The organism is Candidatus Obscuribacterales bacterium (assembly GCA_019744775.1).
Taxonomy (GTDB): domain Bacteria; phylum Cyanobacteriota; class Vampirovibrionia; order Obscuribacterales; family Obscuribacteraceae; genus SBAT01.
The window spans coordinates 465,500-491,904 of record JAIETZ010000004.1 but is presented as its reverse complement, the minus strand read 5'-3'; the positions used below and the strand labels follow the sequence as shown (position 1 = coordinate 491,904).

The window sequence follows — 26,405 nt, the reverse complement described above, 5'->3', positions numbered from 1 at the left end:
AATTATGGATTCATCACTATCCCGCTCAAATCTAGCTGAAAATAGCCTCCTGGGATTCCTGGGCAGAGGACAAAAGTCGAGCGCTCAAGACTTAGATCGTCAGATGCGCAAGTCTCGTTTATCTAAATTGCCTTCTGCTGCTGTGCCGCGCACTAATCCATCGGCAGCCGGACTTGTTCCGCTGTGGGATCTCTTCCACGATGAAGCATCAGGATTAGGCATTGTTGTTTTGAAAGATGGCAGCTACCGCTGCTGCTTTGAAGTTGATGGCGTACACGTATCCGGTTTTGATGAAGTACGTCTTGGCTCACTTATGCAACACTTCACTGGATTCTTGAATAGTGTTGACACCTCGGTTCAATTAACGATTGTCTGTCACAACATCACCAAGCGCGAGTACTTCTTGCGTCACCCGGTTGATGTAGTCGACGATGAGTTTCTCAAGTACGTTGCTCGTGGTGTGGAAAATGACGAAGCATTCTTGATGTCGAAAAACTTCATTCCGGAATTGAAGTTTTACGTAACTTTCTGCTTCAGACCACCCAAAGAAAAGCCGGCAAAACAGTCCTTCATTGAAAGCACTGTTGGTCACATCATAGATGTATTTACAAATAAGGCTGCCAGCCAGAGCAAAGAGCATCACCTGAAAAATGTTCAGACTCTTGTTCAGAGATCAATGGGGCATGTTGCGCAGTTGAATCACTGTGGTATGAGCGGTCGTCCAATTGGCGGCGTTGAATACTTCCAGATGCTTTATAAAGAGCTCAATCCGGCAGCAAGCACTGTTTCATCAGAAAGGCTGCCGCACCCGATAAGACCGCAGACAGCATCTATGACTCCTGACTTGCGTGCCATATTCCCGGATATGGAGCCGGCAACTCTGCGCGAACAATTGGCGGAGTCCGTATATGACTTTACACATTCGGACTATGCTTTGATTAGCGACTTGTCCGAATCAGAAGATATGACAAAGCCGACAGGCAAATATGTGCGCAGCTTGTACATGTCACGTCTGCCGGAACGTACTGGTCCTTTGTGGTTGTCGCCGCTATTGAGACTTAACTGCGAATGGCGCATGAATATCTTTGCTCACAAGTTGGACAAGGAAGTATTCCGCAAGAGATTACAGCGCAAGCAATCACAAGCAACAGCCAACACATATCAAGGCATTTTGGGACAGCGCTCCGCACCTAACCAGGAAGAAGCGGAAAAGGCTCAAGAAGCTGCCCACATCGGCTCCGAGTTGTATACAACCAACATGGAAATATTCAACTACGCTGTTTACTTCACTTTGAATGCCGACAGCTTGGAAGACTTGAACCGCAATACGGAACTAGTGCGTAGCGCTGCTCCACAATGCCGTGGTGCTCGCTTTGTAGTCGGCTTCCATGAACAAAAGCAATTGTTTGTCGGCAGCTTGCCTGGATTGGGACTTGATGTCACCCGTCGCGGCAAAGCTGTAAGAACACCGACAGTGCGCAATTCATTCCCGTTTGTGCATGCACAATTGGGTTCGGAACAAGGCGACTGGCTTGGTTTTTCCAAAGAGACTTTGGAGCCTGTATTCTTGAATCCGTACGATGAAAGACTACCTAACGCCCTGGCCATTGTTTTCGGTCAGCCTGGTGAAGGTAAATCTATGGTCGCCCAACAAATCATTCAAATGAAAACTCTGGCTGGCGCCAAGTCCGTTATCATTGACCGTTCGGGCTCCTACAAGGTGCTAACCGATGTTTATGATGATGCTGCATACATTAGACTCGGTCCTGACGGATCAGTTTGTATCAACCTTTATGATTTACCTTTTGCTACTTCTGACGGTAAGCCTATTGATCCGGCTAATCCACCAGAGTCGCATATCATCAAACTGCTCAATTTCCACTCCGTCATGTTAGGCGAGCGTGGTGAGCAAGCCATGACCAAGGATGAAAAACCTATCCTTATGCAGGGCATTCAAGCAATTTATAAGAGCTGTGCTGCTGAAGGCAGAATTCCAGTCGAATCCGATTTGGTTGCCTGGCTGAAGAAAGAAGCAGAAGCAAACAAAGGCTATCGCCGAGGCGAGGTTGCCGAAGATCTAGCTAACCGTTTGGGCTTGTATTGTCGCGGAGCCATTTTTGGTAAATTATTTGACGGACAAACTTCCATCCCAATGGATTCGCAGTTGATGGTATTTGATACCGCCGATCTTGCCCATGACAAAACATTGGAAGCGGTCGTCACACTTTTCGTATCCGACTTTGTCTTGAGACGCGCTCATCAACACAAGATGGAGCAAATGGCAAAAGGCAAACCGGCACGGTTTGTGTTCTGTATAGACGAGTTGTGGAGACTATTGCGTTACGAGGGTGGCAAAACTCTTGTAGAAGATGCATCACGTACAAGCCGACACTTAGGTCTATTGTTCATCGGCATATCTCAGGAGTTGAACGATCTGCTGAAAGATGACAGAGCAAGAACTCTTGCCAGCAACAGTGCGATAAAAGTCATTCTAGGTAATGACCCGGCTAACTTTGATTTGATTAAGGATGCTTGCGGTTTAACTCCGCAAGAGATGTCCTCGATTGGACACTTAACGCGCAAAAACCGTGAATACTCAGAAGCGTTTCTCATCTATCACAAGATGTCGCGCGGCGTCGTCAAATTGGTTGTACCGCGCTTTATGTATTGGGTTGCCACCACAGAGCCAAACAACGATCAGCCATTGCGCGCTCGTATGATTGAAGCTTGCAACGGCGACATACGCATGGCATGCCATTTGCTTGCTCAGGGTATCAGCCCTGAGACTGTGCAACAACCGCATGCGCAGGCGAGTTAGGTGGAGGTGATAAAAGATGTTTGATTATCAAGCTGGAGAAAAATATCGCCTGACCCTTATCATGGTCGCTGCCGTGGGATTTTTGGCCGGAATATTTTTGACTATTCTTCTGATGCCGACTCCTGCTCCTGAACGCAAGGTGGCTTATCAAAAATGGATGAGCGATCCTGATGTGACAGGCAGAGGAGGAGATGGGCAGGGCTCCATGCGTAGTGGTAATCGCATGGTTGAAGGAGCAGCTGCTCCACCACAAGCCCAGTCAGGTTCATCAACAGATGCTGATCAAGCAAAATCGATGATTATTGCCTGGCTGCCTCTGGCTTGGGATTTGTCTGCCGCAACAGCCAGATCATCTCAAGAAAAAGCCATTGCCTTCATGACGCCTGATGTTGCAGCGACATATCGTAAGAATGTCTGGTCGCCGGAATTGGCTGAACAAATTGAAGGTTCCGGTGTTAAGAGCAGCTTCAAAGCTGACAGGGTTTTTGCCGGCGGTTCGCATGACGGTGCCATAGTTGTTTTCGTTGATGGCATGCAGACGCTTCAAATTCCTGGAAAAGGCCAAACAGCCCGTCCGGTGAAATTGGAGTACATGGTTAAGAACACGCCTGACGGCATGAAAATAGTTGGTATTAGCGAGGGAGGTCAATCAAGCTAATGACCTGGAGAGCACAAATGAACGATCGTGGCGTTGTCGCCCGGTACCGCAATACGGATACCGGTGAGACCATCACCGCCAAAGAATACGAACGTCGACTGCAAATGCAGGATAATCAATATCTACTTGCTCCCGGCTCGGCAATGCCGCAAATGACGGTTGCGCCTGCCGGCGGACACGTAAACGAAAATGGCGTTTATGTGCCGAACGGTGGCGGCTATCCTGTTGTTCCGCAACAAGTCGTCCAGCCAAATGGCATGGTTGTGCAATCGACTTCGGCTTATCCGGCACATCCTGGTACGAGCCCATTAATTCAAAATGGTGCTCAGATGGCGAGCGGACAGCAAGGTCAGCAAATGGCCGCTGCTCCTCAAGCACAACCTCAGCAGGGACAACCTATAAATAATGTCGGCACGACAGGACAGAACTTGCGCTTAGAGTCAAATTCTACTCCAGCCGCAAATTCGAATATGTTCTTCCAGCCGGCTCAGCAGCATGGTAACCAATCCTACAAACCAAAAGGCTTTATCGATGCTACATCAGTTGCTTTGATGATCCCGACATTGGTCATTTTGGCTATCATCATTGCGGCGGCTCACAAGAAGAGATTATTCCCGTGGCAAACCGTGCGCACGTTTAACCCGCCATCCGGTTTGATGACCCCTCGTGAATATGAAAGATCTTTCCTTTGCCCTCCTAACTTGCGTAAGCATGGTCGCATGGGTAAGCGCAATCCAAATGCAACTTGGACAGAAGAAGACGGTATAGTGTTGCCGTTTGGTTTCCTTGCCCGCACGCACTTGCCGATTACAGTACCTTTGGGTCGCTTGCCTAACAAAAACATGTTCATGGTTGCTCCATCCGGCTCCGGTAAAACAACCTTGATGCGTGCCATTATCAAAGCCATGTTAGCCAAGCCTTGCGTCATTATTGCCTTGGAAGCTAAAGCTAACGATCCGGATTTGGACGAAAGAAGAGAAGGCTTCAAATACACAATCTTGCCGGAAGCCCAGCAAGCTGGTTTTGAAACGCTCTATTTCAACCCGTTAGATGCTAATTCCATTCATTGGAATCCATTGGATCTTGAACCGTTGGTGTTTGCTTCCTCCATCGTGCGAGATGTTAACTCTTTGCCGCCGGAAGAACAGCACTGGGCAGAACGTGACCACGGCTACATTGCCGGATTGGCCACCTTGCTTAAGTGGGGTGCCGTACAAGTATCCGGTGAAGATGAAAATGGCGTGCCGACTGAGATAATGACCTTACCGTGCAATCCACGTGGTTTGATGCGCCTGGTTAACAATAGACGCAACATTGTCGAGTCTCTGCGCAATTTGAAAAACAATCCTGATGTTGACCCGGCCGAATTGAATGAGCTAACGCAAACTCTTTCTTCAATCATCCGTACAGACAGCGATTGGGATAAAAACATTCAAGGGGTGCGTGGACGTTTGCGCATGTTCAAGAATGCCAATATTTTGCGTGTCACTGAAGAATCCAACGTCGATGTGCGTGGTTCAATGCACAAGCCGACTGTATTCATCTTTGGTGCTCCGGCATCATTGGGACCTGATGCTGAATCCTTGTCTGCTTGCTTTGTCTACCAGTTAGAACAAGCGTTGCACACAAGATACGGAACTGCGTCGGTACTTCCATTGTTTGCCTTCTTCGATGAGTATCAAACATTGAATATCGACATAGCTGGAAAACTTTCAGCTATCGTTCGTGGTGCCAATGGTGGATTGGCCGTTATTCTGCAGAACATCACGCAGATTGCCGGCAAAATGTCGGGTGATCCGACATCATCCGGTGGTGCTGAGTTGAAGACCATCTTCTCTAACTCGGCAGTGCGCATTTGTTTGCACAACGCGGATGAATCCACTTCTCGCTTCTTCTCGGATGAAATCGGCAAACATGCCGTTATAGTCCCGGGTATTGCCGACCAATTTACGGGTGATTCGATATTCCCTGTAGCTTGGAGACGTATTCACAGTCAGCAAGTTGTCGCCCGTGTGGATTCTGACTCCATCAAGCGTATGGAAAAACATCACGCGCTTGTCTTTATGGCTCCAGCCGGTGACAGCGAATTTGGCGAAACCAAACCGCTCATGGTCGACTTGCGTGGTATTGAAGAAATTGCACGCTTGCACTTGTTGCATAACGTATCCAACAAGCCCGGACCTGAATCAGCTGCACCGACGCCGGCAGACGAAGAATCTTATTCTGAGTCAGCTGATGTATTGCCGATGTTTGCTGGTGCTACGGCACCAACTCCACCAATGGCAAACGACATAATGTCAATTATCAAAGGTGAAGCGGCAGTTGTGGCAGAAGAAGCTGCGCACAAAACAGCTGAAGGTCTTTCCAAGGCAGCACACTCAATTGAGAATATTGCCGAGCATTTGAAGACCCCAATTCGCAAGCAAGAGCCTCCCAAAGAGGAACCTGCTAAAACTGATGATGCGGAATTGGCAGTCAAAGCTGAGCTTCTCGACAAAGCTGTTGCTGAAGACGCCGGCGCAAAGGTGATTGCCGAAACTGCTGCAACTGAAGCTCCGAAGCCGAAAGCTAAGGAGCCTTCCAAAGGACGTGTTTGTCCGTATTGCTCCAAGCAAGCCGGAAAAGGACGTTTCTGCATCGAGTGCGGCAAAGAATTGGGAATGCCGGACAAAGGCAACACTGGTTTGTCGGCACTAGATCTATCCGACACTCTAAGGCAACTGAAGATTCCAGCGCAGCCGCCAACGGCTTCACGCTTTCCAGCCTCAACAACCAACCCGGTGAGCGATCCAGGATTTGCCGTCGAGAAAAAGACAGCTGCACCAGTAGCCACCGCACCTGGTGAAGAAAGACGAGCACCACTCAAGAGTCTGCACGAAGATCCATTTCGTCGCATACCTCGACGTGAAGCAACGCCTGGTCTTTCACAGCCACCAGTAGACTTGCCGAAGCCGGAACAAGTCGGCTATCCAGGCAATGTCTGGTTCGGTGCCGAAGATAAAAGCAAGAACGTCGAATTCTAGACAACTAGCAGCCGCGAATTAAGCTATTCACTGGTGCAGGATGTTGAGCCTGCACCAGTACGGCATTGACAGGGTTCAATTGTCCGGATAGGATCAACATTACACTTATATAATCTTTGTAAACGCTCTGCCTACCTTCTTTTGGGGCAGATATTGCTTATCGCCATCATTTTCTTACTAATATCGAGGCATCACATTATGCGTACCAGCCAGCATGGCAATACTTTGGCACTTATGGCGGCGGCTCTAGGGGCGCTTGTTTTTTTAATCGCTATGTTTGTCTTGTTCTACAACCAGACGATAGGCACGCATAAGCAGGCAATGTCGGCAATAGATTCCGCAGCGCTTGAAGCCGCTAAAGACATGAGTCGAATTGTCGTTGACGGACCTCTTGGACGCATGGCACTTGTCGATGACCCAAGCGGTGATTCGCCTTATCCTGTTTTAGGTATAAATACTGTTGCTGCCACGTTGAGAATTGATGCCATCATTGCTAACAAATTAGGCAATACGACAATGCTCTATCTGGTCGATAACGATGCAACACTGTTGTCCAAGGCGACTGATCTTTTGCAAAAACGTATTCTGTCGTCGGCATCTAGTGACAGTGGTGCCTTCGACAAGCATGGTAAGCCGGTAACAATAAAAAGCGATGCCTACAACGCCTATGTAAACAATTCAGTGCGCATGTCCGGCACAAGTAAGCCACCGGAAAAATTTGCTATTGCTATTGGAGCTTTCGTGGGCACAGGCAACGGTACAACGCAAGTACCAACTCCAAGTCCGGCAAATCTCGATGATACTAACTACACGAATAATAATTCGTATATGGTCGGCAGCGTTCGCTATTACCGTCCTAATTTCGCCTTTCCTCTGGCTGGATTGACAAAGACAGTGTCTTTTGCAGCAGTTGGTTCAAGCCCAACATTGGCTAGCGCCGCTGATTTTGGTGCATTGAGTGCAAGCGCTGCACCAGTCCTTGCTCAAGTCTCCTGCGATCAACCTATAGTTGACGTGACGCGCCGTAATAACACTTCTCAAGTTATGCATGTAGTCTCCACCGCGCAAGTAGGTGGGCGCTCAATGACTTCGGGGAACTCCAGTGCTCTCAATGTCGGATTCAACGGTGGGTTTCCGGAGGACACGCCGGCAATTTCATTCAAAAGCGTCAAATCAATAATGAATGCTTCTCAAATTGCTCCTGGACAGACTGATCCATCAAGTCCATATACAGGCTGGGATAAAGGTAGTAAGGGCACCTGGTATGTGCCTCAAGGTGGTGATTTTGGTGGAAGTGTCTCAAACAACGTCAACAGTCTGACAGCTCGTCCTTTCAAAGGTATTGGCGGCAAATCAAACAATGACGATCCAAGTGTAGCCCTTTCGTTTGTAGTTTATGACTGGTTGAAAACTTTGGGTACTCGTCCGAATATGCGGTCGGTAATCGATGCGCTGTCTTATGATCTCAAGGCAAACCCGCCATCAAGCCCAAAAATCTTCACCAGTTCCAATCAATTGTTTATGCAGCCTGTCTATGCTGCGGCCGCAAATAACTGTGCTGCTTCGACGCCGGTATTAACTGTTTATCCTGGTATGGCTGGTGATGATCCACGTTCGCTAGAAAACTTCTACAAAGATCCTGTTGCTTACGAGCGCCAACAAATAAATATGTGGAAGTACACTCCGGCAGACGGCAATATCAAGCCGACTGCACTAATGGCGCTAAAAGACTGTAACGGACAACTAAAAACAGCTGATGGATTTCACATTCTCAATTTGCAATTTTTCTTGCGTGACTTGATTTACACAGATTGGGTTGCTTGTGAGCAATACAATCGCGCTATCACCGTCATGGATAATGGGGTCAAAAACGATTCTGTTGTAAAACAACTGAATGGACAGATAGATACTTTGAAAAAAAGGCTGAATCAAGGAACCTCCACACAAGCTGACATTGATGTTGTAGAAGCGCAATTGACCAAAGCTAAATTTGAAGCAATGGGAAGATATTTCGACAACAATCCATATGTGTTTTCGACAATTGTAAATACGACATACATGATGGAAGTCTGTTACACCATTGTGCAAAACATGAAGGTGCTTACAGGCAATGGCGTGCACTCGGTACCGCCTGTAAGCGTATGGGTGCCTTATGAACAACTAGGTCACTACATTTTGGCCGGTGCTGATTTCTACCCCAAGACATTCAATTACAATCTGGTAGGTATACATCCAGGACCAATATCAGTTGGTCCGAATTACTTGGGCAACCTGGTTAAAAATGAAAATGGCATGGCCGTTAGTCAAATCAATATATATAAGCGTACAAGTGAGCCGATTATTGGTGAGCGCATTCAAATTGAAAGTCATGATTATTTGCAGCCTGTATTGGCCCAAAGCTCTCAACCACCATTCTCATTGTTTAGCTTTAGCTTCCAGGTAGCTAATCCAACTGCCGGATCAGGTGAGCAAAATGTACAGATTGCTCAAGTCCCTGCTGATCGTTACGCAACCGTACCGACACCAAAAGGACAGTATCTCTATCAGAACCTAACTGCCTTTGGAGATACACCGGCAGGCAATTGTGTGCCTAGAGTGCTTTATCAAGTGCAAGCTAAAGATTTAGCTGCTAGCGCATATCCTGAGACAAGCACCGAGCAAGCATCTAAACCTGGCGACGCTGCGCATTACTTTACTGAATACGGTGAACATCCTAATTTGTCTGCCGCTTGGTCGGTATCTTGTCCAATTGTGCAACCTAACGTTGAATGCTGGATGCCAAAATTACAGCTAACCTATCACGGCTTCTATCACGGCATAGCCGGCGAAAAAGCAGTGACTATTCAGCAAGTAAGCGAAGGCACTAACGCACAAGCAATTTGCGCGCCATTCTTTGGCTCCGCTGTTGACCCTAGCGGCTTCACCGTACACACCAAATGGGGCGACTTCAAAAGTCGCACTTTCATAGAGACCACATACTGCGTGCCATTTCCGTTGCCATGGCATACGTAAACTTGTAAATAGTCCAGCAATACTTGCGTTCATATTTTCAAGCGGGCGCATGCAATGCGCCCCTACAAATATTGTGGGCGTATCTACTAGAATATTTATGGGGTAGGCCAAAGCGGTTGATTTAATGCGCACTACTAAAGTGAAGAAAAAAGGACTCGTAGTGATGGATAGAGACGTTGAGTCTCTCTATCAGCTCTATGTTCACCGTACGCTTACTTCAGGTCAACTGGCTCAATTAACCTTCCGGGATATAAGTTACGAGACTGCGCGCAAGCGGATGCGTAGGTTGATGCAGAGTAATCTAATAGGATGTGCATCATCTGAAAGAAGTGAGGAAAGAGGACGCCCTGAGCTTATCTATTACTTGACGCAGCATGGAGCCAATGTGCTTGAGCAGAGGCGTAGTTTAGATAGGCGAGAGATTCCGACAGGTCCGGCGCATACTTATCACAAAGAGCATTTTTTAAAACTGGCTGACATACGCATTTCATTGCAAGATGCCGAAGATGCCGGGCAAATTCGAAATTTTGCTTGGATGCAGGGCGAAGACTTTGCTATGAAGTGGGCGGAAAATAACGGCGCCACTATGACAGAGTGTCCTGATGCTGTAGTTTCTTTTGCCTATCCAAAAGGAGAGCCGATGGTAATTCTTTTGGAGTTGGATACAGGGAATTTTAGACAAACGAAACAGTGGGAGCCAAAGATAGTCAATTTCCTTTTTACGGGCAACCCAATTTGGGTGGTGGCAAATAACGAAAACCGCGTTCGCACTCTGCAAGAGTGGACATTGCCTATGCTCAAGGCAAGTGGAGTCGGTGCCGGCAAATGTGTTTTTGCCAACTTTTCGGAAATTATGGAAAAGGGAATTTTGTCGGCGCGCTGGTTTAGAGCCGATGGCACTGTGTCCGAATTACGACCTAAGTAGTTCTTCGGCAAAGTGACATGCGGAGAAGTGTCCGGGAATTACTTCGCGCAATGGCGGCGTCTCACTCATACACTTTTCGCGAGCAATTGGGCAACGAGTGTGAAATGAGCATCCGGCAGGTGGATTAGCCGGGCTTGGCAAATCACCTTTTAGAATTACACGATCTTCACGATTGGCTGTCGGATCCGGAATTGGTGCTGCGTTTATCAGTGCCTGCGAATAAGGATGCAGAGGCTGGCTATAAACTTCCTTGGTTGTGCCCAGTTCAACAATCTTGCCGAGATACATAACAGCGATACGGTCGCTTATATAACGCACTACATCTAAGTTGTGTGCGATAAATACATAGGTCAAATTGAATTCTTTGCGAAGGTCGGCTAGCAAGTTGAGAATTTGTGCTTGTACGCTTACATCAAGTGCCGATACCGGCTCATCAGCAACAATTAGTTTTGGATTCAATGCCAGCGCGCGAGCGATGCCGATTCGCTGGCGTTGTCCGCCGGAAAATTCGTGAGGGTAGCGGTCCATCATCTCGGGTGAAAGACCAACTAGGTTCATCAGGTGTTGGACGCGCTTGTGCAAGTCTTTGCCTGAGGCAACTTTGTGGACTGTTAAAGGCTCGCCGATAATTTGCGCTACGTTCATGCGCGGGTCAAGACTGGCGTATGGATTTTGGAAGACAACCTGCATTTCACGACGCAGTGCTTTCATTTGCTTGTTGTCGGCAGCAAAGACATCGACGCCTGAGAAGTTGACATCACCTTCGGTGGCAGGAAGTAGTCGCAAGATAACGCGACCCAAAGTGGACTTGCCGCAACCGGATTCGCCGACAAGACCAAGTGTCTCGCCTGCAAAGACTTCCAGGTTGATACCATCAAGAGCGCGCACCGCTCCCACTTGACGGTTGAAGAAGCCCTTTCGAATCGGAAAGTGTTTCTTGAGGTTTTTGACTTTTAGTAAGATGGTTGGCGTATTCATCGCCACTATTTTATGGCAGTTTGACCGATAAGCGGTTAACTGATTGCTTCAAATTGGAAAGAAAGTCGATAACTAACTGACCTTCACCTGATTGTCTGGCTGTCGCCGGCACTATGTTGGTAAATCCTGGATTTTGTACTTGCCAGGTGCGAGTACCTGGTTGCTTGTCAATTAATACCGGCTGACCGATTGGTGGCAGTGATGGATCAACGGCACGCGTTGCATACTGCTTACCGGTTATTGGGCTGGCATAGTTGCCCCAAGGGTTGCCTGTAATTTTGCGGGGCTTTGGTTCACGTAGATATATGTACCAGAACGCAGCATATAAGAATGCCAGTTCAAGGATGATGATTAAATACATGAGCATGGACTACCCCCAGGCTGTGCCTGTTGCTGAGGTTGAAACTTGTGTATTGAGTTGTAGAGGTCAACAATTAAGTGAGGATTAAACTTGATGTCATTTTAACGATTGGTTACAAAAAAGCTATGGTTTTTAAGCTTTTATCGGAACCCAAGTGGTTAAATCTCACGTTTATCGGTCACGTCTGGTAATTTAGGGGGCTGAATAGACAACCAGTAGATATATTCAGCACTTGGAGTGCTGGCTGCAAAGTTTGTTAAATGAGGATAAAGCGATAATGACATTAAATACGGTGGCAGTTGTTGGTGCGGGCACCATGGGTTCGTCAATTGCTCTTGCGGTGGCAATGAGTGAACTGCCGGTCGTTTTGAAGGATGTAGATAGTAAAGCTGTTGATAATGGTATTAAGCGCATTGAGAAGATGATTGCGTCGCAAGTGCGCAAAGGTTTGTCGGAAAGTGATGCGGCAAAACGTCGCGCGCTTATCACGGGGACGACAGAAATCAAAGACATTGCCGACGCTTCCTTTGTCATTGAAGTCGTGCCCGAACAACTCCATATAAAGGAAGCAGTCTTGTCCGAGCTTGATGCGGTTCTCAAGCCGGGTGTCATAATTGCCACAAACACATCCAGCCTGCCGATATCGCAATTGGCTCGATTTACTAAACGCCCCGACAAGGTAGTCGGTTTGCACTTTTTCAATCCGGCGCATTTGATGAAGCTTGTCGAAGTGATACCGGGTTTGGATACCAACGAGTCCACGGTGGAAGCCGCCATGGATTTTGCGCGAAAGTTAGGCAAGATGCCGGTGCGTGTTGAAGAGTGCGCTTCGTTTTTGGTTAACCGCTTGCTTGGACGTTATATGAACGAGTCTTTGTTCTGCCTGGAGGAAGGACTGGGTAATGTCGAGCAAATTGACCAAGCGGTTTGCGACTACGTCATGCCGGTTGGTCCTTTCACCCTGCGCGATATGAACGGCTGCGACATTGGTTTGGCTGTTGCCCGATTTAACTTCCAAGAATATGGACCACGTTTTGCCGTACCGGGAATTTTGGAGTCAATGGTGACCAACAATTGGCTTGGACAAAAAACCGGTCGTGGCTTTTACACCTATGATTCCGAGACCAAGAAAAAGGCAGGTATCAACCCGGAGCTTTCATCCGTGGTGAAGGGTGCATCTTCCGCCAACGGTTCTCTAAATGCGGAGAGACTATTTTTGCCGATGATTAACGAGGCGTTTTTAGCTTTGCAGGAAAAGATTTGCCGAGCCGAGGATTTGGATCCGGCTCTTAAGGCAGGTCTCGGCATGCGCAAAGGCCCGCTTGAGCTGGCCGGTGATATGGGTCTGGATAATTGCCTTAAGCAAATGCAGAGCCTGTTTGAAAAGTACGGAGAACGCTTCCGCCCTGCCCCCCTGCTTAAAAGATACGTTTTTGCCGGACATAAAAAGCTAATTTAAGCCACTTTCTCAGGAACATTCCCCTCCCCCCTCCGTCAACCTGCATAGCGGACCATCCTAGCTATTGCCCTAGCTGGTGGCTCATGGCGTACTAAAAATGCATAAAGGGGAAGCCTATGAGGCTTTTGAGGGATTATTCAGTCAGGTTAGTAGCAATCGCCCTTATCGCGAGCGTTGTACCGGTTGTTCCGGCTTCTGCTTCCGCTCCTATACCAGGTTCTCAGTCGGTGGCCAAACTTATGCCCCTAGCGCCACAGCTCGACTATCTGGAGCCGTCACAGGCTCCGGATAGCGCAGCCAACAACTATGGCGACGATCCTGAATCAGTCAATGAAGCTCCCGACGCCAGCAAGTCAGTTCTCCAAAAGGCCGTACAGGCATATTCAGCCGGCAATGTCCAAGAAGCTGCTTCGCTTTTCCAAAAGGTTCTGGCGATAAATCCAAACAATGGCGATGCTCACTACAATTTGGGCGCTATTGCCGAGCAGCAAGGAAATCTGCCGGAAGCATTGAATCATTACCAAGCTGCAGCCAAGGCTAATCCGCAAGACAAGGATTTTCTTGAAGCCTACCAAGCTGTCGCCTCCAGACTGCAAACGGCCAAAGCGGAGGCTGTTCAACAGCAGCAAAGACAGCAAGCTGCTACTCAACAACAAAATCAGCAAATGAAACAAGCAGCACTTGATGCTAAGACTGCCTTCCAATCAGGCAATTATGATCAAGCGATTCAGAAGTTGAGTTCTATATCAAACTCCAATGTCAAAGATCCTGATGTTGAATTCGGTTTGTCGCAAGCCTACAAAGCAAAATCAAATCTTGGACAAGCTCGTTATCATTTGACCAATGCTATGGCTCTTGATCCTAATAATGAAACTTACAAAAGAGCTTATGCCTCCCTTAACCAAGAAACCAGCTGCGCCAGCGACCAGGATCAAGTTGCTGATTCTAGTTTGCCGCCTGGCGATATCGTGCCGATGAATTCAGGTGGAATGGGAAGTGAAGAACCAATTGGTCGCTGGAAGACACAAGATAAGAAAAGACGATTGGTAAAAGCTGTGGGAGCCAGTGCGGCAGGTGCTGCATTGGGAGCCCTGATGGGTGGTTTTACAAATAAGTATGATCGCCGTGGCGGTGCCTTACGTGGTGCTGTTTACGGTGGTGCCCTTGGTTTAATGCTCGGTGGATTTTCAGGAAGGTAGGTGATGCACCATGGCGAGCTTTAGTAATTTAACGAGAATGATGGCTGTTGCTTTGTTAATGGGGCAGCTCTTAAGTGCTGCTCAAGCCGCTCCACTTAAAGGTGGCGTAAAACTAGATCATGATCTAGACAATAATGATTCCATGCGTATATCGCGACCGGTGCAACCGCGTTTTAATTACGGACAAGGTTCAGTGGATCGTGGACAGGCTCCACTAGCAGGACGTGCTCAAGACTCAGGCAATCCGCTTAAAGGTCTTTTGAACGATTCTGACTTTACAAAAGGTCTTCCTGCGCAAGCAAATTTGGATGAGGACAAGTCTCGTGAAATGATCCTTGCTTGGGAGCGTTGGCATAAACAACTATCTGGTGCTATTTATGATCGCTGGAGTGATGTAGCTAGATATCCTGGCGTGGCAACTGTAAAAATTACGGTGACCAAAAATCATAGTATCCAGGCTGACATTTTGAACAGCACGGGCACGCCGGCATTCAATAGTGGACTTCTAGCTTCAATTGAAAGTCTAAATGGTAACTCAGGTTTGACCTTCCCTTCAGGTTCACGCAGACAGGTTGTGACGTATCAGGCTGACTATGTCGCCGGACGCAATGTCAATCCAGGATATACCTGGGTCAAGAATGACTATGAGCGTGTCAAAGAAAACTAAACGCCGGTTGAGCCAAGGAAGTGTTTGCCGGTCCAGTCTTTTACATGGGACATTTTTGCCGCAAGGTTATTTAGCATGTTAACCTCAGTCGTGCTTTCCATAGGCAGCTTCTTGCGTCCGATATTCCGCAGGGTTTGAGTGGAAAATACTATGGCGTGTCCGTTGCCTTCTAATTGCCGGCAGAATAGTTGTGGACTTCCATGGAATTGCTTAGCTTGATCGAGACTGAATTTCTCAACGAGATATTTATTGAGCGGTTGATTGAGTTCGCTCGATAGCCAATTGAGATCGCCCTCGTTCAGAGCTAAATCATTTTGGTTCTCGCTTAGCGCAACCGATAGGAAAGCATGGTCTTTTAAATAATGCCGCATCAAGTGATGCAAGCTGGTTTTGGCGAACGATGCGGCAGTTGGATTTTCGTATTGATTGCTTGGTTGACAAACTTGATATATCCAGTCTGTGAGCATTTTCAAATCCGGCTTGTTCAATTGCCACTGTCTTTCTACAGCAGTCAAAACAATTTCATCGATTGAATTTTCCAATTGGACAAGTTCGGTACTTAAGTTCTGATATTTGTTGGAGTAGCTTTTCCAGCTTGTTTCAATGGAATTGCCGCTGACTATCTTCTGCAATTCCTCTGGAAGGTCTTGTGAGTATATGGTTGGATCAAATCCGTTAAGCCATTCTTTGATGGCAAAACATTGTTTGGCAAGTGAGTCAAGCGTAGTCTTTTCCGTCGGTAGAAATTGAATGACAGGAAGCTTTTTTAAGTCGCCCACTTGAAAGTTGATTGACGGATTTAAATTCTGGGCAATCGCTCGAATGAAATGTGAATTCAAGTAAGCCAAATACCAAAATATAGATTGCTCGTCTACAAAAATGGCTGACCCGGCTACATCAAAAATACATCCGGCAGGCAGGTAGCGCACGGAAAAATCGTGGCCGCCGATGAAGGAAAATGTCAGTCCTTGCCGGAAATAGTATTGTTCATTTTTTACTACCCAGGCGCTATTGCCGTTTAAATAGGGATAAGCCTGTGTGACTGCTTCTTTTATCTCTTGCCCGTCGTTTTGCCAATTAACAACATACTTGATGGGGTTGTGCCAACGCTTTACTCCCGCTCCTTTTGCATAGGGAAACCAGCGCTGTCCGATTTCGTTGGCATCTACATCCCACCAGTAGCGCAAAAATCGTTCATTGTCAGTGGTTGCCAGCCCCTGACGTACGTCAGCAATATCGGCAAGCGGTAAGGCCCCTTTTAGTAAATGCGAAACTATTTCCGGACAACGGTAATTGAAAACAAAGTTGGTGTTCTGTTTGAGTGTCTCTTGTGAAACCGAATAAGCCTTCGCCGTATCAACTTGCGCGAGGTCAACTTCTTTGTCCTTGCTTGATGTCAGATCTATAAATCTGGACATTATCTTGCTTCCTGTTTTAAAAGGCTTGTTGGCTAAGATAAGCAAGAGACTGTTTATCTTCTCGCCTCCTTGCAGCGGGAATACACCAGGACCTAACTCGACACAAGTATCAATACTAGTTTTCTCCAGGAGAGCATTTCGTAGCTTTGTATAGCTAGGCAATGAAATAATTGAAGATTGCGTGATAAGACCCACCATGCCGTCTGGTTCAGCCAATTCAATTGAGCGCTCCAGAAATGCACCGGCTAGATCGTTGTGTGAATTTGGATAATTGACTTTAAGCGCGTGCTTGAGCGATCTATCCATAAGCTTTCGTCCAATATATGGCGGGTTAGCCACAACAACACGATAACGACCAGCTAAAAGGTGATCTTCTGACCAATGTCTATTTAGACTGCCAAGGATATTTTCTGTTGGATCAGTTTTAATTGCCGCTTGCAGATTCTTTATTTGCAGGCTTTCGACTGCACCTGTCTTGAGGACTTTTGTGAGTAGCGCAAGAGCAGTAACAGAAAGTGATCTTTCATCAATATCCACGCCGTGGAGATTCTTTTCCAGAATCTTCTTGCAGGCTTCTTTTTCTGTTGCACCTTCTTCAAGATAGAGTCTGTTTAGTAAATCAAATGCTTTCAAAAGAAAATTTCCAGCGCCGCAGGCTGGGTCCATAACCGTTAATTTCTCGGCGGGAATCTTTTCACGCCATTGAGGCAAGATTGTGCTTTCCAGCAGAAAATCCGCGACCCAGTGGGGCGTGTACAACTGAGTGAAGGCTACAAGTGTTTGCGTGTCAATAGTCTTGTCGGATTGAGACAATCTATCGATTGATAGGGATCTTTGCGGCAAGCAAAGAAATTGATGGACATAGCCTAATGTCGTTTCATCCAACCATAGGTTGTCTAATTGTTTGGTTTGCAACTTTTGCCAAATTGTCGTCCAAACTTCATCATCTGCATGAGCAAATTCCAAAGACGCGGTTGTGACGGAAAACGCATTTAGTTGGTCGTGGAGTACTTCTACTAGTTGCCTGAGTCCCGAACTGGAAAACTTTACCGGAACTTTTGCTAAATGCTTGAGCCTGTTGTTGCGATGCAAAAAAGTCAACGCACTTAAGTAAAGAACCAAAGAAGAATTATCGCTATTTACAGGCAGAGTACTAACTATCTGCCGCAAATAGGCTAGTGGTGAATTTTTCCTTTTTACCGAGCCTGTCATATGCGCGTATGTTTGTCGATAAATGCGGTAGTAAGTGCCCAAGCATTTTCTGCCGCTTCTTTATTGTAATGCTGACGCCGATCGTTGAAGAATGCATGTTCAGCGTCGTCGTAGACTTTTAGCTCATAAGTAATTTTTAGTTCTTGGAGTTTCTTCTCAAATAATTTGATTTGGTCTAGCGGAATGATTGGATCAATTCCGGAGTATAGACCAAGAACCGGGCACTTAACTCCGTCTGCGTACTCAATTGGACTGAGCGGTTTTTTCTCGGAAGTCTCAGGATATAAGACTCTTCCGTAATAGTCGATTACAAAAGCGAGATTTTCTCGTCCGGCGAGCATAAATGCCAGTGCGCCACCCATGCAGTAACCGACGGCACCAATTTTATCGGCTATTACGCCCGGGTTTTGCTGAGCAGAGTTGAAGACTGTCTTCATCAGTGAGACAACTTGGTTGTCTTCCAGAGAGAAGAAAAATGAGCGCATTTGGTCCAAATTACTGCGGTCTAGACCTTGTTCAGCAGCCAGCCAAAACAGGTCCGGGGCCCAAACCCGAAGACCCAGTCTGGCAAAGCGTTGCGCAAGATCTTTAATGTGGTCGTCGAGTCCAAAAATTTCGTGAATGATTATCAGACCAGGGTATTTTCTTTCGTCGTTTGGCCCAGTCGTAAAAACAGGCATATTGCCCAGGTCAGTTTTAAGGCTTTCGACTGCCAATTTGAGACCCATAATCGCCAAAATACCCCCGGAGGCACAGCTTAGCACGGCCCTGGCTATCGTCAAATCGGCTCCGTGGGTACAATCAAAGTGGGCGGGAGTAATCCCAAATTGGACACTAGCTATTAAGGCCTCGCAGAGGTGCAGATAAGAGAGCACGATCGTTTCTATAGTTTTGTTTTGGCCGCTCTGACCTTGGTCAGTGCGATCTGCTTTTGTCGTGCTTTGGCAGCCCCTGTTTATCCCAACAAAGAAGAGACCGCGCGCCCATGGAATAGGCTTGTAGCCATAGGGGCTCAGTTCAAACCGGCAACCCCAGGTACAAGAATTGCCTGCGTGCCCGTTTTGCTTCCCGGACAGTCTGTGTTTGTTACAGCTGTGAATTCGCGCAATAGGGCTGCTGCCGATGTGTCTGTTATGGTCAATGGCATGCCCGTAAACACTGACTTGGAAGGCTTGGCTGTATTTACTGCACCTGATTCAGGTGGACTTACGCTTTCGCTGATGGATGCCACGCACAAAGTTCTCTATGAGCGCAAATATGTTGCATCCGCCGGCAAATTGGTTGCTCAGCCTTTGAGTGGTTCATTGATAAGCAGGTTATTGGATGCCAGTCCGCCTGCAGGCAATGCGCCGACGCTAATCTATGCACCATTAGTCACTGCTCCGGGGTTGGAGCTTATGATAATTGGTCACAATCTTTCTGCAAATCCGGAAGATGTGCAAGTCATTCTGGACGGAGTGAGTATTCCTGTTGTGTCGTCATCGCCTGTCTCGTGCCTTTGCATGGTGCCGACTCGTACAGGCATCGGTCCGTTGAAAGAAATATTTGTCAAAGTGGGTGATGATCCATCAACTGCTCGCGAAGTGGATGTGGCAAATGCTGAGCTTATCTATCGGGAAACAGCGCTTGAGCCAGGCGCAATTTACCATGGTCGAATTCAAGTCATTGGTACTAACTTCCCCTGTCTTCTAGAAATTGAAAATCGCTTTCCGCACATTGTCAATTTGTCTATGCCGGGTAGCTCTACGTTGCCTACCGTATCCAGCGTGCTTACACCCGGTGGTGAAAGAAATTTGGTGGCTGTCGATATACAAGTTAAGGAGCCGGTGCCATTTCTTGTTGATGTGCGTATATTGCCGAATTTGCCGGGAGCACCAGGTTCGGAAGAATATGTCGGCGACAGTAATTTTGTGAATCTTGTACGACAAACAAATCTAGGTGACATCACGAGATTGAAGAGGCGTTTGATTGCAATCGATAAGCGTCTAGCTACGCTGAAAAATACAGGACCCGGACCAGGTGATCCGGCAGGTCAGCGAAAAGACAAGCAAGAGAAAGTATTGAAAGAACGACGTGCGCGTCTAAATAACATGTTGACCAACGAACGGCAATTGTTCATGTCGCTCGGTGGAACGGACAATGACTATCAAAAGGCATTGGATCTGGCTCAATCCGAAACGCAACCAACGACATCAAATATTCAACCGTTGCCCTTGCCTGCACAACCAGGACTGAAGCCCGCCTCGCAAGCCCAGCGATAATTTTAGACCGTAGCTTTAGCCGGCTCGAACACAATGTTGTGCGCCTTCATTCTATTGAAAGCTTCTTGCAAGCGATTCTTGTCGGCACACAAAGACAGGCGGAAATAACCTTCGCCCGATGGTCCGTAAGCGGTGCCCGGAGGAACCATAATGCCTGCTTCTTCCAGCATGCGCTCGCTGAAGGTGGCTGAGGTCATGCCTTTTGGTACAGGCAACCACATGTAGAAAGTCGCTTTACTTGGTTTTACAGGCCAGCCGAGACTGGACAATGCCGTGACGGCCAGGTCGCGACGCTCTTTGTATAACTTGTTGCAAGCATCGATATGATCTCTTGGCCCTTTGAATGCGGCAATAGCTGCAATTTGAATTGCGCGGAAAATGTCAGTGTCGACATTGGCCTTTATTTGAGCCAAAGCTTTCACTGCTTCTTTGTTGCCGCAGGCATAGCCGACTCGCCAGCCGGTCATGTTAAAGCCCTTGGATAAGCTGTGGAATTCAATAGCAATATCCTTGGCTCCAGGAACTTCAAAAATGGAATGTGCGACATTGCCGTCAAAAGTCATTTCCGAATAAGCTAAATCGGAACACAAAAGAATGTCGTGCTTTTTGCAAAAGGCAACTGCTTTTTCCAAAAACGCCATGTCGGCAAATCCGGCAGTCGGGTTGTTTGGATAATTGATAAACAACAACTTCGCTTTGTCTGCCACCGCATCTGGTATCGCTTCCAGGTCCGGCGTAAAATCAAAATCCGGACGCAACGGCATGAAGTGCGGAATGCCGCCTGCGAGTATTGTTGATGTGCGATAAACAGGATAAGCAGGATCAGGAATTAACGTAACATCGCCCGGATCAACCATAGCTAAAACGGTATGGTGAAGCCCTTCTTTGGTGCCTATAAGTGAAGTTAATTCCGAATCGGGATCAATATCAATGCCGAAACGTTTGTGACACCACTCGGCTGCGGCTTGCTTGTATTCCTTCATTCCGCCAAATGGTGGGTAACGGTGATTGGCCGGCTCGTCTATCGCCTTGTGCATTGCCTCAAGGACGTGTTTGGGAGTTGGCTGGTCAGGGTCGCCAATACCTAGGTTGATGACATCTACCCCGCGCTCAATCGCTGCCTGGCGCTTCTTGTCGAGGGCTGCGAAAACATAAGGAGGAATTGACTTAATTCTATTTGATATTTCCATGTCCCAGACCTGGCTCCATTTCCGGGTGTTCTGCCCGAGATTACCATAACCTAAGGTTAAGAATTCAAGTAAGGCCTCATTTGAATAATAACTTAGACGTTATGCTTACCTATTCTACTAACCTTTGTCTCAACATTCACGCTTTTATTGCTGACGAAAAACTAAGAGTCAATGCAAAGTACCATTGTCGATTTAAATCAATTGCTCGCGCCGATAAAGCCGGAGATGCAGCTCGTGGATACTTGGCTTACTAGTAACCTCATTGACGACAATAATTTTGTTTCCGATTTGCTCTCGCAGGTATTCAAAGCGGGCGGCAAACGCCTTCGTCCGGCATTAACGATACTTGCATCGAAAGCCAGTTTGAAAGAAGGCGATGAGATTTCGCGCCTGCACATAATTCTTGCGGTTTTGACTGAGCTTATTCACACAGCCAGCCTTGTTCACGACGACGTAATTGACCAGGCTTCACTGCGTCGTGGTGAGTCAACAGTAAACAAAAAATGGAACGACAAACTTGCTGTGCTTATCGGCGACTTGCTCTTTGCGCAAGCCTCAATTTGCTTGGCACGCTTGATGAACCCGCAGATTGTCGGTATTTATGGACAAGTACTCGGCGATCTATGCGCCGGCGAAATTAAACAGATGCGTCAACAATTCTCAACTTCCGTTGACTGGGATACGTATATTCAAAAATCCGTAAATAAAACAGCATCGCTCTTTGCCGCGGGCTGCCAATCAAGTGCGATATTGAACAGAAGAGACGAGGACGTTGTAGCATCGCTTAAGTCTTACGGCGTCAATTTAGGAGTCTGCTTCCAGATAGTAGATGATCTTTTGGATGTTACAGGCAATACGGATCAGTTGGGCAAAGCTGCCGGCAGTGATCTCGCCAACGGAGTTGTAACAGCTCCTGCTTTGTTCGTATTAGAGCAAAATGACGCTAATGCAAATCGCCTGAAAGAACTTATTAACACTCGTGCTGTCTCCCAACCAGATGGACTGGCGGAAGCTTTATCTATCATCAATCAGGCAGGCGGCGTTGAAAAGACGGTTCAACTGGCTACTAAGTATGCGCAGGCAGCTAAGCAAAATCTCGATTGCTTGTCGCCTTCAACATACAAGGATTCACTTGCTGCAATAGCAGATTACCTATTGGTAAGAACAAATTGACGCAAACGGTAACACAAGAGAAAACAGCAAAGCCAAAACCCACTCCTAACAAGGCGGGTAGTTTTTGGACGCCTTGGGCTTCTGTCAAATTGACAGTGCTCTTGCTCACTTTGATCGCCCTGACTGTTCTTATTGGTGCCTGGTGCCCACAAGAGAGTCAAGGTGGAATCCAGAAAGTCATCGACCAGTTCGGTGAAGAGACGGCATTATTGTTCAGCAAAGTCGGCATAACGGACATTTTCCATTCATCATGGTTTTTGTCCTTGATTGGATTTTTGACAATCAATATGATTGCTTGCAGTGTGCAAAGAGTATTTCCCAAAGTACGCTCCTTAAAGCAAGTGATGCCGTATTTGAAAAGTGAAGCAATAGACAAGCTGGCAGCTTCTAAGAAGGTCGTTCTCAATGTGCATCCTGAGACAGCTTTGCACAGGCTTACCGAGAAGCTTAAGCGCAAAGGCTACACAGTTAGGAAAGAAGGCACCGGACTGACGGCTGAATTCGGCAAAGTAGGCAAGCTTGCTCCGACTGTTACGCATATCGGGCTTTTGACTTTATTGCTTGGCGTCACCATAACCTCATGGACCGGCTTCACCGGATTTCAACCTATTCCTGTTGGAAGCTTCATGGATTTCGAATCTTCCGAACACAGCAAATTGTGGATTGGAAAATTGCCGAAGTGGTCTGTGAAAGCAGAAAAGAGTTGGCGCGAAGATTATCCAAGTGGTGACGTAAAACAGTGGTATACAGACCTGGCTGTTGTAGAGCCCGGCGGCAAGGTTTTGAAACGGCAGCAGATTTCGGTCAACAATCCACTCACTTATGGTGATGTTGATATTTATCAATCGAGTTGGGGACTTGATCGCGTAGTCCTAACCTTTAATGACACTGTTAGAGTTCTCAACCTAAGACCGATGGGCAAGTTGTATGCCGCTTTCATGCCATTAGACGAGAAGACGATTCTTCTATTTTCCGTGCGAGACCAGGTAAAACCATTGCGCGTCTTTGCTAAGACTGATGGCTGGGCTGGACCGAAACTATTGACGGAAATTCCTTTGGGTGGTTCGGCTAAATTAGGTGGCGTTGAAGTTGGCTACCAAAAGGTTTTCGCAATAACTGGTTTGCAATACAAATGTGACCCTGGTCTTCCAATTACATATGTGGCGTTTGCCTTCATCATTGCCGGCGTTATGTTGGCGGCAATTCCCCATAGACAGTTATGGGCAAGCGCAAAAAACGTAGACGGCAACAACCCTGAAGAATGTTGCGAATTGTCCGTCGGCGGACACAGCATGAAAGCCAAAAGAGCATTCGAGAAAAGTCTCAATCAAATAGTTGAAGGACTGGGTAATCCCAAACATTCAGTGACAGAGGAAAAGGTAAATGTCTGATTTGCAGTTGACGCTCACGAATACGGCAGGTATTTCAACCATCGTTTCGTTTTGGGTGTTTGTTATCGCGAACGCCTTTGCCCGCCGCAAGGACGCCATGCAAAAGATAGGCGTCATTGTGACGATGATAGGATTTCTCACGCTGACTGCAGCGATCGTTGATAGAGGAATTGAAGCGCAACGTTTTCCTCTGGCTAACTTGTATGAATCTCTTCTCTGGTTTGCTTGGGCAACAATGGGCTGTTTTCTCTTGCTGGAAAAAACATATGGCGTCAAACAACTCGGATGGCTGGCCAGCCTGGTAGCTGCCACCATGTTTTTGTACGGAAGTTGGTTGCCGTCATCGCAACACCAAATCACACCGCTGGTGCCGGCATTGGTTAGCTACTGGCGACAGATTCATGTGCCACCATTGATTGTTTCGTATGCAATGTTTTTCTTGTCCGGCACATCCGGCTTATTGCAGTTGTGGCAAGCAGGACGTTTGCGCTCATTAGCTTGTGCCGTTGTTGCACTACTTTTGAGTTCACTTGCAATTGGTCTGGGCACATACACGCCGATAGATAGCTACTGGCTGCAAATACTTTTTGTCGGCGGTAGTCTTGTCGGTGTAAGCCTCGCCTGGTGGAATCTTAAATCGGTCAATACGGCTATTGCCAACGAGGAAAAGGCTTCCTTATATGATGAAGTCTCCTACCGCGCCATCATGATTGGCTTCCCTCTTCTAACAATCGGCATTATTACAGGCGGTCTCTGGGCTAACCACGCCTGGGGCACGTACTGGTCCTGGGACCCCAAAGAGTCCATGGCTCTAGTCACCTGGTTGTCCTTTGCCGCCTATATCCATCTTAGAATCCACCGGGAATGTTCAGCCGAAAAGCTGTCTCTGGTAGCCGTTGTGGGCATGCTTTTAACGTTACTGACCTATCTGGGCTTCAATTCTTTGGGCTTTGGCGGGCTCCATAGCTACGGAAAATTTAAATAAAAAGGTAGATTCCTTAAGTCCCGTGGGGGCGAGCGGCTACGATGGATTTAGGAACGCCTAAATCCAGGGTTAACCCTATTAAGGTTCTTGCCTAGGAACCTTTTAATTGAGGTAGGCGTCTTACACACCAGGCTAACGAGGTTAATTAATAGACCTCCGCTTTGCCATCGGGAGATACAGGTTACAGCACGTTTTTAACTCCAAAAACCGGAAAGAACGGCAACTTTATGACTAGACAATACACAACTACTGTTGACGATATAAACCTGGATGAACTGATTCCAGGATTTTCTGCTGCAGCTTTTGGTGGTGCAGACTATGAAGAACCGCAAGAAGTTGAAGAAGAGCCTGAGAAGGTTCAAGCTGAAGATTCTGTGCAAGTCTACTTGCGAGCCATTGGTCGCATCAAACTGCTGACTGCAGCCGAAGAGATTGATTTGGCGCGCAGAATTGGTCATGGTGATAAAGTCGCTAAAAAACGCTTGATTCAATCTAACTTGCGTTTGGTTGTTAGCGTTGCTAAAAAATATCAAGGTCGTGGATTGCCATTTCTTGATCTTATTCAAGAAGGAAACATGGGCTTAATTCGTGCAGCGGAAAAATTTGATCCGGAACGTGGATTTAAGTTTTCTACCTACGCCACCTGGTGGATTCGCCAGGGAATTACAAGAGCGTTGGCCGATAAGTCACGCACAATTCGCGTGCCGGTGCATATGGTTGAAACCATAAACAACTTACGTAAAACAACACGCAAACTCTCGCAAGAATTAGGTCGCAGACCTACTTTGGAAGAACTTGCTAAGTCGTTAGGCGTCAATATCCAGAAAGTAAAGGACATTCTGGCTGCTACGCGTACGCCTTTGTCATTGGATACACCTTATGGCGAAGACGAAGATAATTCACTTGCCGAATTGGTTGAAGATGAAAACCTTGTTTCTCCTGACGATAAGACAGAGTCTCATTTGATGTCTGCCGATGTGCGTGATGCGCTGTCATTGCTCACGCCTCGTGAACGTGACATTCTCATGCTGCGCTATGGTTTAAACGATGGCTTGCCGAAGACGCTTGAACAAGTCGGACGCATGGTCGGTATTACGCGCGAACGTACACGTCAAATAGAAATTAAAGCGCTACGCAATTTGCGGCAGTCGGAAGAAACTTCCAAACTTAAAGATTATCTGGGCAATTAAAATAAGGGCGCATGCAATGCGCCCCTACAACATTAATGGTTAGAGTCTAATTTCCTGAATGACGCCGTCTTTGACGAGGATTTCTCCGCCTTCAAGGCGCTGGAAGATGTTTTCGCCGACGCGTACTTCAACTGGATTTTCTAAGGTGAATTGAGTGACGACGCTGCCAACCGGCAATTCATTTAGTGCCTGGTTTTGGCCGGTCATCTCTTCCTTGAGTTGTGCCAAGCGCATCTTTTCAGTTTCAACTTGTTGGCGAATGGCTTCAACCTGAGCTTTAGTGTCATTACTCATTGGGCTGATGGCGCGCTTTTCTATATCGGCAACGGCGCGCTTTGCTTTGAACTCAAGCTGTTGCAGTTCAGCATCAATTTGCGCTAGGTTTTTGCTTATCTCACCGGCGACCTGGTTCTTGAAATTTTCCGTGACTATTGCGCGGACGGATACTTGACGCATGAGTTGAATGGACTCGACCATAGAACCTC

At 47.2% G+C, this 26,405-nt stretch carries 19 protein-coding genes; 13 read left to right on the top strand and 6 right to left on the bottom strand.

The window, feature by feature from the left end; genetic code table 11:
* Window positions 1-4 precede the first annotated feature (4 nt).
* The 5 genes from K2Y22_11565 (at window position 5) to K2Y22_11545 (ending at window position 10,436) form a co-directional block, all read left to right on the top strand.
* Window positions 5-2,818 (top strand): ATP-binding protein, encoded by a 2,814-nt coding sequence (locus K2Y22_11565; protein MBX9879086.1) that lies wholly within the window; start codon window positions 5-7, stop codon window positions 2,816-2,818.
* A gap of 16 nt (window positions 2,819-2,834) precedes the next feature.
* On the top strand, window positions 2,835-3,476 hold the full coding sequence (locus K2Y22_11560) for a hypothetical protein (GenBank protein MBX9879085.1): 642 nt from the start codon (window positions 2,835-2,837) through the stop codon (window positions 3,474-3,476).
* 17 nt (window positions 3,477-3,493) lie between these two features.
* Window positions 3,494-6,499: a type IV secretory system conjugative DNA transfer family protein gene (locus tag K2Y22_11555; GenBank protein ID MBX9879084.1), complete on the top strand. Its 3,006-nt coding sequence runs from the start codon at window positions 3,494-3,496 to the stop codon at window positions 6,497-6,499.
* Between the two features lie 198 nt (window positions 6,500-6,697).
* Window positions 6,698-9,511: a hypothetical protein gene (locus tag K2Y22_11550; GenBank protein MBX9879083.1), complete on the top strand. Its 2,814-nt coding sequence runs from the start codon at window positions 6,698-6,700 to the stop codon at window positions 9,509-9,511.
* Between the two features lie 124 nt (window positions 9,512-9,635).
* A complete protein-coding gene (locus K2Y22_11545) occupies window positions 9,636-10,436 on the top strand; it encodes a replication-relaxation family protein (protein MBX9879082.1) in 801 nt (266 codons plus the stop codon).
* On the opposite strand, the gene K2Y22_11540 is transcribed toward K2Y22_11545, so the two are convergent.
* Entirely contained in the window at window positions 10,422-11,414 is a 993-nt protein-coding gene (locus K2Y22_11540) for a dipeptide ABC transporter ATP-binding protein (GenBank protein ID MBX9879081.1), read from the bottom strand. The two genes, K2Y22_11545 and K2Y22_11540, sit on opposite strands and share 15 nt — an antisense overlap.
* 10 nt (window positions 11,415-11,424) lie before the next feature.
* Complete coding sequence (locus tag K2Y22_11535; protein ID MBX9879080.1) at window positions 11,425-11,781, bottom strand: hypothetical protein; 357 nt, start codon at window positions 11,779-11,781, stop codon at window positions 11,425-11,427.
* A gap of 271 nt (window positions 11,782-12,052) precedes the next feature.
* Here K2Y22_11535 and K2Y22_11530 point away from each other — a divergent pair, with 271 nt between their 5' ends.
* From K2Y22_11530 to K2Y22_11520, 3 genes are all read left to right on the top strand, one after another.
* Complete coding sequence (locus K2Y22_11530) at window positions 12,053-13,234, top strand: 3-hydroxyacyl-CoA dehydrogenase (protein MBX9879079.1); 1,182 nt, start codon at window positions 12,053-12,055, stop codon at window positions 13,232-13,234.
* Window positions 13,235-13,350: 116 nt separating this feature from the next.
* Window positions 13,351-14,433 (top strand): tetratricopeptide repeat protein, encoded by a 1,083-nt coding sequence (locus K2Y22_11525; GenBank protein ID MBX9879078.1) that lies wholly within the window; start codon window positions 13,351-13,353, stop codon window positions 14,431-14,433.
* Window positions 14,434-14,443: 10 nt separating this feature from the next.
* Window positions 14,444-15,100: a hypothetical protein gene (locus K2Y22_11520; GenBank protein ID MBX9879077.1), complete on the top strand. Its 657-nt coding sequence runs from the start codon at window positions 14,444-14,446 to the stop codon at window positions 15,098-15,100.
* Here the strand turns inward: K2Y22_11520 and K2Y22_11515 are convergent.
* Together K2Y22_11515 and K2Y22_11510 are read right to left on the bottom strand one after the other, a co-directional pair.
* Window positions 15,097-17,772, bottom strand: a complete 2,676-nt coding sequence (locus K2Y22_11515; GenBank protein MBX9879076.1) for an N-6 DNA methylase — start codon at window positions 17,770-17,772, stop codon at window positions 15,097-15,099. The genes K2Y22_11520 and K2Y22_11515 overlap by 4 nt on opposite strands.
* Window positions 17,727-18,458, bottom strand: a complete 732-nt coding sequence (locus K2Y22_11510; protein MBX9879075.1) for a dienelactone hydrolase family protein — start codon at window positions 18,456-18,458, stop codon at window positions 17,727-17,729. The genes K2Y22_11515 and K2Y22_11510 overlap by 46 nt, the downstream gene beginning before the upstream one ends.
* A gap of 129 nt (window positions 18,459-18,587) precedes the next feature.
* On the opposite strand from K2Y22_11510, the gene K2Y22_11505 reads away from it, so the two are divergent.
* The gene (locus K2Y22_11505) at window positions 18,588-19,991 is read left to right on the top strand and encodes an IPT/TIG domain-containing protein (GenBank protein ID MBX9879074.1); all 1,404 of its coding nucleotides are present in this window, start codon (window positions 18,588-18,590) and stop codon (window positions 19,989-19,991) included.
* 2 nt (window positions 19,992-19,993) lie between these two features.
* Here the strand turns inward: K2Y22_11505 and K2Y22_11500 are convergent, their stop codons facing one another.
* Complete coding sequence (locus K2Y22_11500) at window positions 19,994-21,181, bottom strand: LL-diaminopimelate aminotransferase (protein ID MBX9879073.1); 1,188 nt, start codon at window positions 21,179-21,181, stop codon at window positions 19,994-19,996.
* Window positions 21,182-21,352: 171 nt separating this feature from the next.
* On the opposite strand from K2Y22_11500, the gene K2Y22_11495 reads away from it, so the two are divergent.
* The 4 genes from K2Y22_11495 (at window position 21,353) to K2Y22_11480 (ending at window position 25,920) form a co-directional block, all read left to right on the top strand.
* Complete coding sequence (locus tag K2Y22_11495; GenBank protein ID MBX9879072.1) at window positions 21,353-22,354, top strand: polyprenyl synthetase family protein; 1,002 nt, start codon at window positions 21,353-21,355, stop codon at window positions 22,352-22,354.
* On the top strand, window positions 22,351-23,745 hold the full coding sequence (locus K2Y22_11490; protein MBX9879071.1) for a cytochrome c biogenesis protein ResB: 1,395 nt from the start codon (window positions 22,351-22,353) through the stop codon (window positions 23,743-23,745). The genes K2Y22_11495 and K2Y22_11490 overlap by 4 nt, the downstream gene beginning before the upstream one ends.
* Window positions 23,738-24,730, top strand: a complete 993-nt coding sequence (gene ccsB / locus K2Y22_11485; GenBank protein MBX9879070.1) for a c-type cytochrome biogenesis protein CcsB — start codon at window positions 23,738-23,740, stop codon at window positions 24,728-24,730. The genes K2Y22_11490 and ccsB overlap by 8 nt, the downstream gene beginning before the upstream one ends.
* Before the next feature lie 227 nt (window positions 24,731-24,957).
* Window positions 24,958-25,920 (top strand): sigma-70 family RNA polymerase sigma factor, encoded by a 963-nt coding sequence (locus tag K2Y22_11480; GenBank protein MBX9879069.1) that lies wholly within the window; start codon window positions 24,958-24,960, stop codon window positions 25,918-25,920.
* 39 nt (window positions 25,921-25,959) lie between these two features.
* Here the strand turns inward: K2Y22_11480 and K2Y22_11475 are convergent, their stop codons facing one another.
* On the bottom strand, window positions 25,960-26,397 hold the full coding sequence (locus tag K2Y22_11475; GenBank protein MBX9879068.1) for a YlqD family protein: 438 nt from the start codon (window positions 26,395-26,397) through the stop codon (window positions 25,960-25,962).
* Window positions 26,398-26,405 lie beyond the last annotated feature (8 nt).